The organism is Pseudomonas sp. PS01270, from assembly GCF_029959775.1.
Classification (GTDB): Bacteria; Pseudomonadota; Gammaproteobacteria; order Pseudomonadales; family Pseudomonadaceae; genus Aquipseudomonas; species Aquipseudomonas atacamensis.
The window spans coordinates 23,227-40,322 of record NZ_JASCPT010000020.1; the positions used below are offsets into that span (position 1 = coordinate 23,227).

The 17,096-nt window shown below is 60.6% G+C and carries 19 protein-coding genes; 7 read left to right on the forward strand and 12 right to left on the reverse strand.

What is annotated here, in order from left to right:
* Nucleotides 1-50: 50 nt before the first annotated feature.
* From QMX86_RS09015 to QMX86_RS09025, 3 genes are read right to left on the reverse strand one after another with little or no spacing between them, the layout of a single operon-like run.
* Nucleotides 51-1,352, reverse strand: a complete 1,302-nt coding sequence (locus QMX86_RS09015) for a cytochrome c (protein ID WP_110644696.1) — start codon at nucleotides 1,350-1,352, stop codon at nucleotides 51-53.
* Nucleotides 1,353-1,364: 12 nt separating this feature from the next.
* Nucleotides 1,365-3,149 carry a GMC family oxidoreductase gene (locus QMX86_RS09020; RefSeq protein ID WP_071173972.1) on the reverse strand — a complete coding sequence of 595 codons (1,785 nt, stop codon included), beginning with the start codon at nucleotides 3,147-3,149 and terminating at the stop codon, nucleotides 1,365-1,367.
* Between the two features lie 2 nt (nucleotides 3,150-3,151).
* Nucleotides 3,152-3,895 carry a gluconate 2-dehydrogenase subunit 3 family protein gene (locus QMX86_RS09025; protein WP_282386180.1) on the reverse strand — a complete coding sequence of 248 codons (744 nt, stop codon included), beginning with the start codon at nucleotides 3,893-3,895 and terminating at the stop codon, nucleotides 3,152-3,154.
* A 280-nt stretch (nucleotides 3,896-4,175) separates the two neighbouring features.
* Here QMX86_RS09025 and QMX86_RS09030 point away from each other — a divergent pair, with 280 nt between their 5' ends.
* Entirely contained in the window at nucleotides 4,176-4,823 is a 648-nt protein-coding gene (locus QMX86_RS09030) for a tyrosine-protein phosphatase (protein WP_282386181.1), read from the forward strand.
* A 5-nt stretch (nucleotides 4,824-4,828) separates the two neighbouring features.
* Here the strand turns inward: QMX86_RS09030 and QMX86_RS09035 are convergent, their stop codons facing one another.
* From QMX86_RS09035 to prlC, 3 genes are all read right to left on the reverse strand, one after another.
* Nucleotides 4,829-6,853, reverse strand: a complete 2,025-nt coding sequence (locus QMX86_RS09035) for a M3 family metallopeptidase (RefSeq protein WP_282386182.1) — start codon at nucleotides 6,851-6,853, stop codon at nucleotides 4,829-4,831.
* 113 nt (nucleotides 6,854-6,966) lie between these two features.
* A complete protein-coding gene (locus QMX86_RS09040) occupies nucleotides 6,967-7,257 on the reverse strand; it encodes a YheV family putative zinc ribbon protein (RefSeq protein WP_016772316.1) in 291 nt (96 codons plus the stop codon).
* Entirely contained in the window at nucleotides 7,254-9,305 is a 2,052-nt protein-coding gene (gene prlC, locus QMX86_RS09045; RefSeq protein ID WP_051600831.1) for an oligopeptidase A, read from the reverse strand. The genes QMX86_RS09040 and prlC overlap by 4 nt, the downstream gene beginning before the upstream one ends.
* A gap of 89 nt (nucleotides 9,306-9,394) precedes the next feature.
* Between prlC and QMX86_RS09050 the strand changes: the two genes are divergently transcribed.
* Both QMX86_RS09050 and QMX86_RS09055 read left to right on the forward strand, forming a co-directional pair.
* On the forward strand, nucleotides 9,395-9,940 hold the full coding sequence (locus QMX86_RS09050) for a gamma carbonic anhydrase family protein (RefSeq protein WP_282386183.1): 546 nt from the start codon (nucleotides 9,395-9,397) through the stop codon (nucleotides 9,938-9,940).
* Nucleotides 9,941-9,968: 28 nt separating this feature from the next.
* Nucleotides 9,969-10,619, forward strand: a complete 651-nt coding sequence (locus tag QMX86_RS09055; RefSeq protein WP_282386184.1) for an HAD family hydrolase — start codon at nucleotides 9,969-9,971, stop codon at nucleotides 10,617-10,619.
* A gap of 99 nt (nucleotides 10,620-10,718) precedes the next feature.
* Here QMX86_RS09055 and QMX86_RS09060 read toward each other — a convergent pair whose 3' ends face one another.
* Nucleotides 10,719-11,795: an aminopeptidase gene (locus QMX86_RS09060; RefSeq protein ID WP_282387858.1), complete on the reverse strand. Its 1,077-nt coding sequence runs from the start codon at nucleotides 11,793-11,795 to the stop codon at nucleotides 10,719-10,721.
* A gap of 58 nt (nucleotides 11,796-11,853) precedes the next feature.
* Between QMX86_RS09060 and QMX86_RS09065 the strand changes: the two genes are divergently transcribed.
* Nucleotides 11,854-12,276 carry a hypothetical protein gene (locus tag QMX86_RS09065; RefSeq protein ID WP_110644707.1) on the forward strand — a complete coding sequence of 141 codons (423 nt, stop codon included), beginning with the start codon at nucleotides 11,854-11,856 and terminating at the stop codon, nucleotides 12,274-12,276.
* Nucleotides 12,277-12,315: 39 nt separating this feature from the next.
* A complete protein-coding gene (locus tag QMX86_RS09070) occupies nucleotides 12,316-12,735 on the forward strand; it encodes a hypothetical protein (RefSeq protein ID WP_016772310.1) in 420 nt (139 codons plus the stop codon).
* 7 nt (nucleotides 12,736-12,742) lie between these two features.
* On the opposite strand, the gene QMX86_RS09075 is transcribed toward QMX86_RS09070, so the two are convergent.
* Nucleotides 12,743-12,982: a DUF1161 domain-containing protein gene (locus tag QMX86_RS09075; protein WP_071173978.1), complete on the reverse strand. Its 240-nt coding sequence runs from the start codon at nucleotides 12,980-12,982 to the stop codon at nucleotides 12,743-12,745.
* Between the two features lie 240 nt (nucleotides 12,983-13,222).
* Nucleotides 13,223-13,654: an OsmC family protein gene (locus tag QMX86_RS09080; protein WP_016772308.1), complete on the reverse strand. Its 432-nt coding sequence runs from the start codon at nucleotides 13,652-13,654 to the stop codon at nucleotides 13,223-13,225.
* A gap of 240 nt (nucleotides 13,655-13,894) precedes the next feature.
* Between QMX86_RS09080 and QMX86_RS09085 the strand changes: the two genes are divergently transcribed.
* The gene (locus tag QMX86_RS09085) at nucleotides 13,895-14,896 is read left to right on the forward strand and encodes an LLM class flavin-dependent oxidoreductase (protein WP_071173979.1); all 1,002 of its coding nucleotides are present in this window, start codon (nucleotides 13,895-13,897) and stop codon (nucleotides 14,894-14,896) included.
* 172 nt (nucleotides 14,897-15,068) lie between these two features.
* Here QMX86_RS09085 and QMX86_RS09090 read toward each other — a convergent pair whose 3' ends face one another.
* Nucleotides 15,069-15,293: a DUF1161 domain-containing protein gene (locus tag QMX86_RS09090; protein ID WP_071173980.1), complete on the reverse strand. Its 225-nt coding sequence runs from the start codon at nucleotides 15,291-15,293 to the stop codon at nucleotides 15,069-15,071.
* Between the two features lie 129 nt (nucleotides 15,294-15,422).
* Nucleotides 15,423-15,638 carry a dodecin gene (locus tag QMX86_RS09095; RefSeq protein ID WP_016772305.1) on the reverse strand — a complete coding sequence of 72 codons (216 nt, stop codon included), beginning with the start codon at nucleotides 15,636-15,638 and terminating at the stop codon, nucleotides 15,423-15,425.
* Nucleotides 15,639-15,804: 166 nt separating this feature from the next.
* Between QMX86_RS09095 and QMX86_RS09100 the strand changes: the two genes are divergently transcribed.
* Complete coding sequence (locus QMX86_RS09100) at nucleotides 15,805-16,131, forward strand: DUF883 family protein (protein ID WP_282385830.1); 327 nt, start codon at nucleotides 15,805-15,807, stop codon at nucleotides 16,129-16,131.
* Here the strand turns inward: QMX86_RS09100 and QMX86_RS09105 are convergent.
* Nucleotides 16,104-17,021, reverse strand: a complete 918-nt coding sequence (locus QMX86_RS09105) for a LysR family transcriptional regulator (protein WP_282385829.1) — start codon at nucleotides 17,019-17,021, stop codon at nucleotides 16,104-16,106. The two genes, QMX86_RS09100 and QMX86_RS09105, sit on opposite strands and share 28 nt — an antisense overlap.
* Nucleotides 17,022-17,096 lie beyond the last annotated feature (75 nt).

The following is a 17,096-nucleotide window of genomic DNA, read 5'->3' on the forward strand; positions in this document are numbered from 1 at the left end:
GACTCAACATGCGAGTCATGTCGTGCCAGCGGTCTGTCGACACATTTCGCTCAGTTATGCGAGGTGAGCTGCCCAAGATCGTCACCGGAGGTCTGCTTCATATCCTCTGTACGCAACTCGGCAACATCGGCAGCTTTCACTGGCGCACCCTTGTTGCCCCAGCTGCCACGAATGAAGCTCACCACATCCGCGACTTCCTGATCCGACAGGCGCCAGGCGAAACCGGGCATGGTGAAGGTCGATGGCGCGGTGTGCGTTGCCGGCAAAGTCCCGCCCTTGAGCACGATGTGGATCAGCGATGTCGGGTCATCCGTCTGCAGCACCGGATTGCCCGCCAGCGCCGGGAACACCCGGGTGTAGCCATGACCATCGGTACGGTGGCAGGCCGCGCAGTTGTCGATGTACACCGACGCGCCGCTTTGGCTGTCGTCACCGTTCCATAGCGCTTTGGCTACTTTCTCGTCGTACCGATGCGGCTGATCCGCCGGGTCATTGGCCGGCAGTGATTTGAGATAGCGGGCAATCGCGGTGAGGTCGGCATCGCTCATGTACTGCATGCTGTGGGTGACCACATCGCTCATGCCGCCGAACACTGCGCTGCGATCACTGCGCCCGGTCTTGAGAAACTGCACCAGTTGTTCTTCGCTCCAGCTGCCGAGGCCATCCTTGTGATCGCCGCGCAGGCTCTTGGCGATCCAGCCTTCCAGCGGTGCACTGCCGGCGAGGAATTCGCTGCCGTCCGCCGCGCTCAGGGATTTTTCCTGCATGGTCAGCGCGCGCGGGGTGTGACAGGCGCCGCAGTGGCCGAGGCCTTCGACCAGATATGCCCCGCGATCGATCACCGGATCGGCCGACGTGGCCTGGTAATCCTCGACCTTCGGTGCGAACAGCCAGCGCCAGCCCATCAGCGGCCAGCGCATGCTCAACGGCCAGGGAATATCGCTGGCCTTGTTCTCCTGCGCCACCGGTTCGACGCCGTGCATGAAGTAGGCGTACAGCGCTTGCATGTCGGCCTGGTTGACCCGCGCGTAGGACGGGTAAGGCATCGCCGGGTACAACGTGCTGCCGTTTTTGGCCACACCGTGGCGCACGGCCTGATCGAAGTCCTCGAAGCTGTAATCGCCAAGGCCGGTTTTATCCGGGGTGATGTTGGTCGAGTAGATCGTGCCGATCGGCGTCTCCATCGGCAGGCCGCCGGCGAACGGCTTGCCGCCCTTGGCGGTGTGACAGGCCACGCAGTCACCGGCGCGGGCGAGGTATTCACCTTGCTTGATCAGATTTTGATCAACATCGGCCGCATAAATTGCGGTGCTGCCGAGCAGGGCGAGGGTGGCGATAACGAAAGTTTTCATGGTCATCGCTCCTTAAGCCTGCACCAGCGGGCCGGGGTTTTTCAGGTATTGCTCGCGGATCGCTTTCGCCGACCAGTAGGTCAGCGCCGCCACCAGTCCGGTCGGGTTGTAGCCCAGGCCCTGCGGGAACGCCGAGGCGCCCGGGACGAATACGTTGTGCACGTCCCAGCTCTGTAAATAGCGGTTCAGCGCGCTGGTCTTCGGATCGGTACCCATGATTGCGCCACCGTTGAGGTGGGTGGTCTGGTACGAGGCGGTGTTGAAGTGGTCGCCGACCTGCTTGCCGATCACCGCAATGGCTTTCGGGCCCATGGCTTGGGCGATCTTGCCCATCTTCTCGACCATGAAGCGGTTCATCTTGATGTCGTTTTCCTGCCAGTCGAAGGTCATGCGCAGCAGCGGCAGGCCGTAGGCATCGCGGTACACCGGATCGAGATCGAGGTAGTTGCCACGGTAGGACTGATGCGCGCCGTGGGCGTCCATCGACACCTGGTGGGTGTAGTAATCGGCGGTGGCGCGTTTCCACGCGCTGCCCCAGGCCGGAGTGCCCGGCGGGTTCGAGGTGCCGGCAATCGGTCGACTGCCAGCCTGGTTGACCCACATCGGCGAGCCACCGACAAAGCCGTGCGGGCCGTGGTCGAAGTTGTCGGCGTTGAAATCGTCCACCGCCACGCCGTTGCCGCCAGCGCCGATGAAGTTGTTGGTGTGGGTGTCCTTGTCGAAAAAGGCTTTGATGGTGGCCATGTTCTGGTAGGCGAAGTTACGCCCGACCACGCCTTCGCCGCTGATCGGGTCGTAGGGTTTGCCGATCCCGGACAGCAGCATCAGACGCACGTTGTGCAACTGGAAGGCGCCGAGGATCACCAGATCCGCCGGCTGCTCGATCTCGCGGCCCTGGCCGTCGATGTAGGTGACGCCGGTGGCTTTGGACTTGCTGCTGTCGAGGTTGACCCGCAGCACATGGGAGTTGGGCCGCAGTTCGAAATTCGGCAGGGGCTTGAGCGCCGGCAGAATGTTCACGTTCGGCGAGGCCTTGGAATACATGTAGCAGACGTAGCCGCTGCAGAAACCGCAGAAATTGCACGGCCCCATCTGTGCGCCGTAGGGATTGGTGTACGGCCCAGAGGTATTTGCCGAAGGCAGGTTGTAAGGTTTGTAACCCACCTCTGTAGCCGCTTTACCAAACAGCTGTGCGGATACGGTGTTCTTCTGCGCTTCAAGCGGGAACGGGTTGGAACGGTCCGGCGCGTAGGGGTTGCCGCCCTTGCCCTGACCGACCAGTTGGCCCTTCACCGTCCAGGCCTGGCCGGAGGTGCCGAAGACTTTTTCCGCGAAGTCGAAAAACGGTTCCAGCTCTTCATAGCTGACGCCGAAATCCTGAATGGTCATGTCTTTGGGGATGAAGCTTTTGCCGTAGCGTTCTTCATAGTGGCTGCGCATGCGCAACTCGATCGGGTCGACGCGAAAGTGCACGCCAGACCAGTGCAGACCGGCGCCGCCGACGCCGTTACCCGGCAAAAACGCGCCCAACTGGCGGTTGGGCAGGGCGATGTCGTTGACGCTGTGGCGAATGGTCACCGTCTCTTTGGAGATGTCCTGAAAGAGTTTCTTGCGCACGCTGTAGGTGAGTTCGTCGATCACCTGCGGATAGTTGCCGTCGGGGTAAGTGTCCTGCATCGGCCCGCGCTCCAGCGCCAGCACGTTGAGGCCCGCCTCGGTGAGTTCCTTGGCCATGATCGCCCCGGTCCAGCCGAAACCGACGATGACTGCATCAACCTTCTTCAATACCGTTGCCATGCTTACGCCCTCTCGCCGCGAATCGACACTGCCGGGAAGGGGTATTGCTCGTTGCGTTCCACCCAATCCATGAAATCGGCGCGGGCGCCGGGGAAACCGATCATGGTCCAGCCGACCATGCCTTTATTGCCACCGTGGATCGGGTCGCAGAAGAAACCTTCCTTGGTGTTTTGCAGCAGCAGATTGAAGAAGATCTTCGCCGGCACCGCATCGAACTGCGGCTTGCCGGCTTCGAGTTGCTTGAGCAAATCGTCTCGGGTAGCGCTGTCTTGCTCGGCAAATGTTTTACCGCTGAGACCTTTTACCCACTGATCCGTGGCGGCGATGCCGAGGCGATAGATGTCTTTGGGTACCAGTTTGCTCTGCCAGCCCATCTCCGGCGCAGCGTCGGCATTGAATGGGCCTTGCATGTACCACAGGGCACCGGCGGCGTACGGCGTGTTCATCTGGCGGTCGATGTATTCCGGCACGCCGGCTTCAAGCGCGCCCGGGCCCTGCGCATCGCTGGGGATCAACTGGGCGACGGCGGCATTGATGAATGCCCATTCTTCAGCGGTGAAAAAGCTCGGCTGATAGTCACCAGCGACAGAGGCCGGTTTTGCTGCGGCCGGCGCCGGTGTGCTTTCAGGTGCGGCTTGCAGCACGCTGCTGCCCAGGCCGGTACCGGCAAGCGTGACCACCGGAATCAGGGTCAGGGATTTGCGCAAGAACTCACGCCGCGGGTTGTCTCGATCTTGATCAGACATGGGGGGCACCTCATCAGGCATAGAAGTCAGCCGCTTCTGCGAGCAGCTCGAGGAATTTTGCGTTGCGACGATCAGGGTTCGGTCGGGTAAAAGCCGTTCCCTCTGCAACATCATGTGACAAATGGTAGCAGGCTAAGCATCAAGAAAAACCGTTTGCACGGAAAAAAGCCCGGCGCGGCGACGATTCACGTTTCTTTGACGGCCGGCTCACGGCGCGTTGACCGCTCAAAAGCGAAGCTGCAATTCCTCCCATGAAGATTGCCGAAACGGTCAGCCCAGCATGTCTCGAGTGCGCTTTTTCCCCGCGTTATGTTTTTCGCTTGTTGCACTGTTGCATGGCATTGCCGCCCGGGCGGCCGACGCCACGCCATCTCGCCCGGCCGAGTGGGCGCAACCGGTAGAGGCGCAGTTCAACCTGTTCCGCATGTCACCGACGCTGTATCGCAGCGCCTTGCCCGACCGTAGCGCGGTGCCGCTGTTGAACGATCTGCATGTCGTCACCGTAATCAACTTCCTGCCTGACGCTGATAGCGACTGGCTCTCCGCGCCGGGCATCAAGCAGGTGCAACTGCCGTATCGCACCAACCACGTCGACGACAGCGATGTGCTCAAGGCTCTGCGCGCGATTCAGTCCGCCGAAGCCGACGGCCCGGTGCTCATGCACTGCAAGCACGGTTCTGACCGCACCGGTCTGATGGCGGCGATGTACCGCGTGGTGGTGCAGGGCTGGAGCAAAGAGCAGGCGCTCAAGGAAATGACCGAGGGCGGTTTTGGTGACAGTCAGCATTTCCACGACAGCGTGCGCTACGTGATGCAGGCTGATGTCGATCGGTTGCACGAAGCCCTGATCAATGGCGAATGCAGCACCAGTGCATTCGCCATGTGTTCGATGAAGAGCTGGTTCGACTCGGCGCACGTCCAGCGTTGATCAGCTCAATCGACTGGTGCAGGAAACAGCGCGCTGTCGATCGGTTTACCCAAGAACGCTTGCAGCGCGGCGGGGAGTGACTGTCTGTCTCCCGACAGCAGGTGCTTGCGCAGGTCCCGGCCCGTCTGTTCATTGAACAGACCTTCACGTTCGAAGCGTTTGAATGCCTCGCTCGCCAGCACACCCGACCATTTGTAGGCGTAAAGCGAAGCCTCGTAACCGGTGACCAGATAATCGCAGCTGTTGGCGAAGCGGCAGTAGGCTGGAATATGCAGGCCCGGGAATGCGCTTTGCACATCCGCCATCACTTGTTGAACAGTGCGACCGTCGCCGTGACTGCGATGCAGTTCGAAGTCGAACAGCGCGCTCAGCAGCAGCATCGCCGTCTCTCGGCTGCGCTGGATGTCGGTGGTGGAAAACGCGGCGTCGGCCTGCGTTTGCGACAGGCGCTCACCGCTCTGATGATGCGTACCCAGCCAGCGCAGGAATTGCCCGGATAGCGCCCATTTCTCGAACAGCTGCCCGACAAACTCGGCAGCGTCGCGGCTCAGATGCGAAATGCCGGACAGGTTGTAGTGCGGCGAACGTGTCAGCACGTGATGCAGGCAATGGCCGAATTCGTGCAGCAGCACGCGCAGATCCTGATGTGCCAGCAGATTCAGCCCGTCGGCGGCGGCCGTGTAATTGCATTGAAGCGAGGCTATCGGCAGTGATGGCCGGCCTTCCGCATTGATCCGTCGGTTGCGCAGTACACCTGTCCAGGCGTAGTCGGCGCCAGCGGCGCGGTGGAACGGGTCGATGTAGATGAAGCCGACCGCTTGCTCATGCTCGCTGACTTCGAACAGGCGCACGTTTTCGTTGAAAGTCTCCAGGCGAATATTTTCGCTGATCCTGATGCCGAACATGTGCTCACTGAAGCGGCACAGGCTCTGCAGTATGGCGTCCAGCGGAAAAAACAGGCGCAGGTCCTGCATCTCGCCGCCCAACTGCTTCAGGCGCAATTGCTCGGCGAGGAAGTCGTGATCCCACGCTTCTATCTGATCAATACCGTACTGGCGTGCAGAGGCTTGCAGGTCATCGGTTTCGCGCGCAAGCGCCGCTGCATTGAGGGCGATCTGCTGCTGCAGAAAACGGCGGACCTGGTCAGTATCCACGGCCATGCGATCGAGCAGTCGCAGCTGAGCGAAGTTGTCGAAACCCAACAGCCGGGCTTTGGCATGACGCGCCGCCAGCAGCTTGTGCAGCACCGGTCCGTTGTCGAAGCGGCCGGCGTATGGCCCCTGATCCGAAGCGCGGGTGCACCAGGCTTTGAAACACTCTTCACGTAAACCGCGGTGCCGCGCCCGCTTCATGACCTGATCGTAAGTGTTCTGATCGAGGGTCAGCCGCCACCCGGACAGGCCGGCCTTGTTGGCATTGGCGGCCAGATGCGCCTGCGTTTCGGCCGAAAGTCCTGCCAACAGCGCTGCATCGTCGATGTCCTTGCTCCATGCAGCGTTGACCGATCTGAGATTGCTCATGAAGCGCTTTTCCAGCAGATCGATTTCGCCGTTCAATCGCGTCAGATCCTTGTGCTGCGCACTCGACAATTCGCTGCCGGCCAAGTGAAACCTGCGCAGGATTTTCGCCAGCGAGGCTTTGCGTGCATCGCTGAAGCTGGCGGCTATGGAGCTCTGTGCCAATCGTTGATAAACCTGGAGCAACTGTCGATTGCCGGCCTTCGCAGCCTTGTAATGCTGCGCAGCGTGGGTGCTGAGCGCTTCCTGCGCCAACCACTCGGGATCATCGGCATGTCTGACCGAAAGGAATTCGATGATCGCCATGGTTTCATCCAGGCGCGCATCGGCTTCATCGATGGCAATGACCACGTCGTCCCAGTTGGGATGCTCAACCTGAGTGGCGATGACGTTTTCGATGATCAGCAGGTTGTCGGCAACGATGCGCTCGACTGCCGGCAGCAGATGTTCGGCGCGTATCGCCGACCAGGGCGGCAACTGCCATTGTTGCAGGAGTGGGTTGGTGTCAGGCATGGCGTCTTCCGTGAGAGAGGGCTGGATTGACCAGCCTAATCACGAAGCGCGGGGGCGAGGTGGTAGATAGTTACCGCCACCTGACGACGATCATCGGCAGGTGGCGGTAGTTGTCACTGTTGCTCGTCGGGCTTTTTCTTCAACTTGGGGTTGGGGAAGAACTGCACGGCCTGGACCTTTTTGTCGGCGGCAGGCTTCAGCGCACTGGTATTGACCCGCGTGCCCAGTTCTTTGGGCACCGACAGGCCCTGCTCGTTGAGGGTGTCGGAGTATCCGCAAGCCACGCATTCGCGGTGCGGCACGCCGTCTTCGTTCCACATCATCAACTTGTCCGGCTCGCTGCACGCCGGGCAGACCGCACCGGCGATAAAGCGCTTCTTGGTGATCACAGGGCCGTCGCTCATGCTGCCGCGTCCTCACTCAGGCCGCTGTGGCGCAACAGCGCGTCGATCGACGGCTCACGGCCACGGAAGTCGACGAACAGCACCATCGGTGCCTGCGAGCCGCCGCGCGCCAGAATCGCCTCGCGGAACGCCCGACCGGTTTCAGCGTTGAGCACGCCGTCTTCCTCGAATTTCGAGAAGGCGTCGGCGGACAGCACTTCAGCCCACTTGTAGCTGTAATAACCCGCCGCGTAACCACCAGCGAAAATGTGCGCAAAGCTGTTGGGGAAGCGGTTGTAAGCCGGTGGACGCATCACCGACACCTCGTCACGCACGCCCTCGAGCACTTGCGCCACGCTGCGGCCATCGCCATGGGTGGCATGCAGTTCGAAGTCGAACAGCGAAAACTCCAGCTGACGCACCATCATCAGCCCGGACTGGAAGTTCTTCGCCGCGAGCATTTTTTCCAGCAGGTCCTGCGGCAGTGGCTCGCCAGTCTCGTAGTGGCCGGAAATCAGCGCCAGGCCTTCCGGCTCCCAGCACCAGTTTTCCATGAACTGGCTCGGCAGCTCGACCGCGTCCCAGGCCACGCCGTTGATGCCGGATACGCCAGCGTGTTCGACGCGGGTCAGCAGGTGATGCAGGCCGTGGCCGAACTCGTGGAACAGGGTGGTCACTTCATCGTGGGTCAGCAGCGCCGGTTTGCCGCTGTCGGCCGGAGTGAAGTTGCACACCAGATTGGCCACCGGGCTTTGCAGCACGCCGTCGATGGTGCGGCGACGGTCGCGGGCGCCGTCCATCCACGCGCCGCCACGCTTGTTGGCGCGGGCATACAAGTCGAAAAAGAAGCGGCCGACGTGCTGACCGTTTTCCTTGATCTCGAACAGGCGTACGTCCGGGTGCCAAGTGTCGAAGCCTTTCTGTTCGGCGATCTCGATGCCGTACAAACGCTGGACGATGGCGAACAGGCCGCTGAGGACTTTATCGATCGGGAAGTAGGCTCGCAGGGTTTCCTGAGCGACGCTGTAACGCTGCTCGCGGAGTTTTTCGCCGTAGAAACCACTGTCCCAGCTTTGCAGATCGGCGCAGCCCTGTTCGGCAGCGTAAGCGCGCAGCTGTTGCAGATCCTGCGCGGCGAACGGCTTGCTGCGCTGGGCCAGATCGCGCAGGAAGCTCAGCACCTGATCGCTGGATTCGGCCATTTTCGTCGCCAGACTCAGTTCGGCGAAACTGGCGAAGCCCAGCAGTCGGGCCAGTTCCTGGCGCAGGTCGAGGATCTCTTCCATCACCGGGCCGTTGTCGTTCTGCCCGGCATTCGGGCCTTGATCCGAGGCACGGGTGCAGTAGGCGGCGTAGACTTCTTCGCGCAGCGCGCGGTCTTGCGCGTAGGTCATCACCGCGTAATAGCTGGGGAATTCCAGAGTGATCAACCAGCCATCCAGACCTTTGGCCTGGGCGGCGGCAGCCATCTGCGCCTTGGCCGAATCGGTCAGGCCGGCGAGGGCGGCTTCATCGGTAATGTGTTTGGTCCACGCCTGAGTGGCGTCGAGCAATTGGTTGGAGAAGCGGCTGCCGAGCTCGGACAGCTTGCTCTGCACTTCGGCGTAACGTTTCTGCTCGGCTTCCGGCAGATCGATACCCGACAGACGGAAATCGCGCAGGGCGTGTTCCAGAATGGTTTTTTGCGCGACGTCGAAACTGGCAGCTTCCGGACTGTTGGCCAACGCCTCATACGCCTGGAACAGTTCGCGGTTCTGGCCCATTTCGGTGGAGTAGGCGCTCAGGGCCGGCAGGCACGACTCATAGGCTTCACGCAATTCGGCGCTGTTGCACACGGCGTTAAGATGGCTGACCGGGCTCCATGCCGCACCGAGGCGATCATTGAGTTCGTCCATCGCCAATACCAGACCGGCCCAGGTCGGGTTCTTGCCCTGGGTCTTGAGGATCTCGGCGATGGCGGCGCGGTTGTCCGCGAGGATGGTTTCGATGGCGGGCAGGACGTGTTCGGCACGGATCGTGGAGAACGGCGGCAGGTCGTAGGACTGCAAAAGAGGGTTGTTCACGCTCACGGTTGGCACCTTGGCTGGAAGAAACATGCGCCCATCTTAATTACAATCGACACTCACCGCAGCTATCGGCGACAGAGAGAGAACTAATCGTGTCCCTTCGCAAATACCAGAATCACACCCCCCGCCTGAGCAACGGCGCATTCGTCGACGGTTCGGCGGTGGTGATCGGCGACGTCGAAATTGGCGCAGACAGCTCGGTCTGGCCGCTGACGGTGATCCGTGGCGACATGCACCGCATCCGCATCGGTGCGCGCACCAGCGTGCAGGATGGCTGCGTGCTGCACATCACCCACGCCGGCCCGTTCAACCCGGACGGTTTTCCCTTGCTGATCGGCAATGACGTGACCATCGCCCACAAGGTCATGCTGCACGGCTGCACCGTTGGCAGCCGCGTATTGATCGGCATGGGCAGCATCGTCATGGACGGCGCCGTGGTCGAGGACGACGTGATCATCGGCGCCGGCAGTCTGGTGCCGCCGGGCAAGCGCCTGCAGAGCGGCTTCCTGTATGTTGGCAGCCCGGTCAAGCAAGTGCGCCCGCTGACCGATAAGGAAAACGCCTTCTTTACGTACAGCGCGGCGAACTACGTCAAGCTCAAGGACCTGCATCTGGCCGAAGGCTACGACCAGCTCTGAATTGCCCTACACCAGCTCAGGAACTCTCATGCATTACCAGACCGTACTGTTCGACCTCGATGGCACCCTGACCGACCCGCGTGAGGGCATCACCCGCTCAATTCAATTTGCCTTGGCCAATCTCGGCATCGACGAACCGGACCTGAGCAAACTGGAACACTTCATCGGCCCGCCGCTGCTGCAAGCGTTCATGCAGTTCTACGACTTCGACGAGGCCAAGGCCTGGGAAGCGGTGAATTTCTATCGCGAGCGCTTCAAGGTCACCGGCCTCTACGAGAATCGGGTGTTCGACGGGGTCACGCCGTTGCTGGAGACTTTGAGCGGGCAGGGGCGGCAGTTGTACATCGCAACGTCCAAGCCGTGGGTGTTCGCCCGCGAGATCGCCCGGCACTTTGACTTCGCCCGCCACTTCAAGGTGATCTACGGCAGCGAGCTGGACGGCACGCGGACCAACAAGGTTGAGCTGATTGCGCACTTGCTTGAGGAAGAAGGCCTGGACCCGGCGCAGACCCTGATGATCGGCGATCGCAAGCACGACCTGATCGGCGCGCGCAGCAATGGCCTGGATGCGGCGGCGGTGGGCTATGGGTTTGGCAGTTTTGAAGAGCTGAATGCCGAGGCGCCGGCTTATCACTTTGAAACCTTGGACGAGTTGCATCAGGCGTTTTTGCAGCGCTGATGAAATAGCCTTCGCGAGCAGGCTCGCTCCCACAGAGGCAGCGCGATCCAATGTGGGAGCGAGCCTGCTCGCGAAAGAGCCGTTATGCCTCCGAGTTCCTTAGGACTGGGCCAGCGCTTCCAGCGCCGCCTTACGCTCATCAACCGGCAATCGCCCCAACCGCTCAACCTCGGCATAAAACCTCAGCCAATCCTCACCCACCTGCCTGAACAGCGCCGCAAACGCCGGCACCCACTGGTCATACAGCCCGAACGGCAACAACCGCGCATTGTTCAGCGGCGCATTGACCCAGGCGTCATAACGTTTGTCCCCGGCCCACTGACTGTCGCGCATGACCCGATACTCCCGGCGCAAGCGCTCGAATTCAGCTGCTTTGCGCTCACGCATCTGCTCAACCGACAGCGGCTGCGCATAGAGCTTCTCCAGTCTTGAACGCGTGTCGAGTACCAGTTCGATGAACTGGTCACGCTGCTTGAGCCTGGAATCCGACTCTGCCGGTAGCCCGCGAAACGTGCGCCATTGCCGCGTGCCTTCCTGCTCGACGAAGGTGGCGAAAGACTCGTTGAATTCAGTGTCGTCCTTCACATAGAACTTCTGGTGCGCCAGTTCATGAAAGATCAACGTGGCCAGCCGTTCGTCGCCCCAGCCCATCATCGAATTGAGAATCGGGTCATTGAACCAGCCGAGCGTCGAGTACGCCTCGACCCCGCCGATCGACACGTCCATGCCCTGCAAGCGCTGAAGCGCCGCTTCGCCACGGGCGGCGCTCTGGCTGTAGTAGCCGCGATAGGCCACGCAGCCGGCAATCGGGAAGCAGTGATTCTGCGGCGTCAGGGAAAACTCTGCGGTGGCGAACACGTTCCACACCACGAACGGGCGACCGATGTCGGCGTACAGACGATAGCTCTGGTTGTCCGGCAAGTGCAGATGCTCGCTGGCGAACGTGCGGGCCTTTTGTGATTGAGCCAGATGCGCGCGCAATTTGGCATCGCGGCTGGGGTCGGCAATGACTTTTTCGACCGGCTCCCGTGCGCGCAGCAATTGCAGTTGGCCGCTGGCCAACTGGCTGTAATAGCTGACGCTGGTGCAACCGTTGAGCAACAAAAACAACACACCCGGAAACAAAATCGGAAAAACGCGATCAAGTAACCCAAGGCTGGAAAACGGCCTGATCAAAATAAGAAATTCCCCGGAAAGTCTGCCCCAAGACTATCCCGCCTCAAGGAGCACCGCTATGCGCATGTTGATGCTGACAGGAGGCCTGCTGATGCTGGCCGGTTGTGCCGGTTTCGGAATGCCCGACCCCGACCCTTCGCAAGCCTGGATCGATCTTGACGCTCGCCAACACGACACGGCGCTGCAAGCCGTGCAAGTCGATGCTACCCAGGCCATCGACAAACGCTATTTCGAAGTGCAGCCCGGCAGCCATGAGCTGAAGGTGCGCTACCAATTCCCGGTCGAGGCCACCAACATCGGCCCGAATGCCGAACCGCTGTGGCGCGATTGCCAGATGAGCGTGAAATTCAAGGATTTCAACGCCGGCCAGCGCTATCAGTTGCAGGCGGGCAGTATCGGCTTCCGGCCTTGGGCCAAGCTTTATGACGAACAGCGCAAGGTTGTCGGCCAGGGCACACCGGCGGGCTGTCAGAGCAGTTGATCGGCGCTATGCTGCAAATCCCGTCAAAGGATATCGATCATGCGCAAGTTGACGACATTGCTGGCCGCCAGTGTGCTCGCCGGTTGTCAGAGCCCGTTGCCAGCGGCCGATCCAGACAAAGCCTGGGTCGACTTCGCCATGCCTACCCCCGGCGGCAAGGTGCTGATGGCCGAGCGCCTGGATAAACAGCGCTTGCGCGACGGACGGTTTTTTCAGGTGACGCCCGGTAGTCATGAGCTCACCGTGCGCTTTGACTTCGAAGTATTCGGGGGTGGTCAGGGCATGGATACCGATCCGCAAGAGCGGCTGTGTTACATGACGGTGCCCTATGAACACTTCGAGGCCGGGCAGCGTTACCGCCTTGAGGCCCGATCGCTGGCCTTCACGCCAAGTGCACGCTTGATCAATCGTCAGGGGCAGATCGTTGCCAACGAGCGGCAGATCAATTGCGTGCCGTGATAGGCAATCAGCTATCGTTTCTCTGATAGATAATCCGCTTGGTGCCGTTCTCGCAAGAACCGACGATCATGGCCGAGTCGTGCTGCTTCGCCTCTTCTGCCGTGATGATTTCAAGGGTGTACGTTGGGATCGCCTTCGCCTGGATCTTGATCTCGATCTCCTTTCTAAGCTCCTCGCATTTTTTGGGGGCTGCGATAGCGGACGTGGCCAGTGCACTGCAAAGAATCGCCAAGCCAATACGTTTCATCGATGAAGCTCCTTGAGGCAGCGCGCACGGGTGTGCGCTGAAGCTGCTGTCGATTATTCGACCACATTTCTGCTGAGCGGGTTCTGACTTTGCTCACACCTTGTACTGATTGCCGGTTGCTGAGTTGAATCAGAGGCCGCCTTCGCGAGCAGGCTCGCTCACACACTGGATCTGCGACGTGCACAAATCCCCTGTGGGAGCGAGCCTGCTCGCGAAAGCGTCAGCCCGGCAAACGCCGAATCAGCTGACGAGCGAAGCCTCAAGGGTGATCTTCGCATTCAGCACCTTGGAAACCGGGCACCCTTCCTTGGCCTTGTTGCTCAGCTCTTCAAACTGCTGCTGAGTTGCGCCCGGGATTTTCGCCTTGAGAATCAGCTTCACCGCAGTGATCGCGAAGCCGCCGTCAACCTGATCGAGGGTGACTTCGGCGTTGGTGTCGATGCTGTCTGCCTTCAGGCCGGCATCGCCGAGAATCATCGAAAACGCCATGGAGAAGCAGCCGGCGTGGGCCGCGCCGATCAGTTCTTCCGGGTTGGTGCCTTTGCCGCCTTCGAAGCGCGCCTTGAAGCCGTAAGGTGCTTCGCGCAGTACGCCGGTTTCGGTGGAGATCGAGCCGAGACCGGTTTTCAGGTCGCCTTCCCAATGCGCCGATGCCTTTTTCACGATAGCCATGTCTGCCTCCTCAAATATGGCGCGGAACGCCGCGCCGTCGCGGTTTTTACTAGCAAGGCTTCTGAGGATAGACGGCGGAACAAAGTTCAGCCTGGCTGAATCGTTGACTTTTTTAGTAGGAAATTTCGTCGCTGCTATTGAATCTCGGGTATATGCCCTCATTCCATAAAACACGCTTATGGATTTGGCAGGTTTTCGTTCGCAAGAAAAACCTGCCTCCCCACCCGGAGATGCAGGTTCATGAAAAAACTGTCCGACGTTAAATTTTCCACTCTCGACCTGGTGCCGGTGCGCGAAAACGGCAGCGCGGCGCAATCGCTGCGCAACTCGCTGGACCTGGCGCAGCATGCCGAGAAATTCGGCTACACGCGCTTTTGGGTCGCCGAACACCACAACATGGACGGCATCGCCAGTTCGGCCACTTCGGTGTTGCTCGGCTATCTGGCCGGAGGCACGTCGACGATCCGCGTCGGTTCCGGCGGGGTGATGCTGCCCAACCATGCGCCGCTGGTGATTGCCGAGCAGTTCGGCACCCTCGAGAGCCTGTACCCGGGACGCATCGACCTGGGTCTGGGCCGCGCGCCCGGCTCTGACCAGATGACCGCCCGCGCCTTGCGCCGTGAGCGCTCGGGCAGCGCTGACGACTTCCCTGAAGACGTTGCCGAACTGATGCGCTACCTCGGCCCGCGCACCCCTGAGCAACGGGTGATCGCCATGCCCGGCACCGGCACCAACGTGCCGGTCTGGCTGCTCGGCTCAAGCCTGTTCAGTGCGCAATTGGCGGGTGAGCGCGGCTTGCCTTACGCCTTCGCCTCGCACTTCGCGCCGCGCTTCATGCACGAGGCGATCCGCATCTACCGCAATCACTTCAAACCGTCGGCGGTGCTCGACAAGCCGTACGTAATGCTCGGCGTGCCGCTGGTGGCAGCGGATACCGATGAGCAAGCCGATTACCTGGCGACGTCGGTGTACCAGCGCATTCTTGCATTGATGCGTGGCCAGAGCCTGGTGCAGCGCCCACCGGTGAAAACCATGGACGGCCTGTGGCTGCCCCACGAACGTGAAGCGGTGGGCGATTTCCTCGGCCTCGCCATGGTCGGCGGCCCGCAGAAGATCCGCGCCAAGCTTGAGGTGCTGATCGAGCAGACCCAGGCGGACGAGCTGATTTTCACCAGCGATTTGTATGAGCATGCTGATCGCGTGCGCTCGTACGAGCTGCTGGCGCAGGTGATGAAGGGCTAAGATTCACCACACATACCTTGTGGGAGCGAGCTTGCTCGCGAAGACGGAGTGTCAGGCACTCGATATGTCGACTGACCCACCGGTTTCGCGAGCAAGCTCGCTCCCACATCGGGCACATGGAGCCCACAAAAAAGCCGACGCATCCACGTCGGCTTTTGTATTTCAGGCGCAATCAACCGCGTTTGTAGACGATGTCCTTGCTGCCGCCTTCGCAACTGCCGACGACGTCACCATCAGCCGCCGCACCCTTGTCGACAACCTCCAGCGAATAACCGGAAACGCCTTTGGCGTCGAGCTTCGCGGCGATTTCGCTTTTCAGCTCTTCACATGGCTTGCCGGCTGCAAACGCACCACCCGCAAGGCTCAACAAACCTACTGCCAACATGAACTTCTTCATCGGTCGCACTCCCTGGTCGGATTGAAAGAGGCGGGCATCGAGTCATCCACCCGATGCGCTCACCTTGTAGCGCTTTGCCATTCCCTATGGCACTCGGCCAGCGCGCAAGTTCAGAAGACTAGCTCAAACTCAGCTGGCGGCAATCTTGAAGCCGACTTTCAGCGTGACCTGAAAGTGCGCTACCTGGCCATTTTCGATGTGGCCACGGGTTTCGGTCACTTCAAACCATTCCAGATTGCGCAGGGTCTTGTTCGCCTCGGCCAGTGCATTGTTGATGGCGTCTTCGATGCTGGTGGTGGACGAGCCGACCAGCTCGACTTTCTTGTAGGTGTGATGGTCACTCATGGCGATCTCCTTGGGTTGGAATGGCGTGTGAAATTGAGCCTAGCAGGCAATTGCACTGATGATTTCGGCGCCGCTGCGCTGCCGAAGTTCAGAATTTCTGCACTTTCTCGAAGTGGTGAAGTCCCAACCAACACACGCCACTCATCACCAATGCAGGAGAGCCACCATGGCCAACACCTCTTTACGTAAAGCCTCGTTGCAAAGCATGGAAGCCGAGATCGAGAGTCTGCTCAAATCGTTGGAAAGCTTGAAAGACGATGCTTCGGACGAGTCGCGCAAGACCCTCAAGGCGCTGAAAAGCAATGCCGAAAGTGCACTGAAACATTCCCGTCATCTGCTCAGCGACGCGTACGAAGAAGTCAAAGTGAAAACCCGCGAGACCGGCATTGCCACTCGTGACTATGCGCAGGAACACCCGTGGACCACAGCCGGTGTGGCTGTCGGCGCAATCGGTCTGCTCGCTGCCTACTTTGTGTTCAAACGCGGTGAGTGATCAGTCTGGCGCAGCTCGTTTTTGAGCCATTGCGCCAGTTGCCGGGCGCGTCCGTCTGCGGCGCGCTTGGGTAGCCACAACGCCAGTTGCGCCGGGGTTTCGCAGAAGCCCCACGGCGCAACCAGGCGACCCGCCTTCAGATCTTCGATTACCAGCGGCTCCGGCGCGATTGCCACGCCGAGACCTGCAACAGCCGCCTCCAGCAAATAATACAAATGCTCAAAACCTTGCCCGAGCTTCAACGCCTTGGGATCGAGGTGGTTTTGCTGCGCCCAGCTGGGCCAGGCTTGTGGGCGAGAGGTGGTGTGCAGCACGGGCTCATCAAAAAGATCTGCGGCCACAGCGGTGTGCAGCTTCTGATAACCGCTATACAACGGGCTCATCACCGGGCCGATGCGTTCCGCCGCCAGTTCATAGACCTGCATATCGGCCGGCCACGGTGGCTCGGCGAACAGCAACAACGCATCAAGGCCCGGGCGCCGGGGATCGAGATCACCTTCACCGGCAGACAGGTGCAGACGCAGATCCGGCAAATCGGCATTCAGCCGCCCCAGACGCGGAATAAACCAGCGCGCCAGCAGGCTCCCCGAACAACCCAGCACGAACGGCGCATCCGCTGTGCTTTGCGTCAGTTCGGCGCAAACACTGCGCAACCGATCGAACGCCTCCGCGCTGGCATCGCGCAGACGCGCTCCGGCATCTGTGAGTTTCAAGCCGCGTCCGTCCTTGACGAACAGGCTCACGCCGAGATGTTCTTCAAGCACCTTGAGCTGGCGGCTGACCGCGCCGTGGGTGACGTGCAGCTGTTCGGCAGCCTGACTCACACTGTTCAGACGAGCGGTGGCCTCGAAGGCGCGCAAGGCATTCAGCGGGGGAAGGTCATGGCTCATGGTATCTGTGAGTTTTCCTGACAGGTTTCGGCGATCTTATCGGTTTTCAGCCTGGAAAGTCAGGGGTAGAGTGGT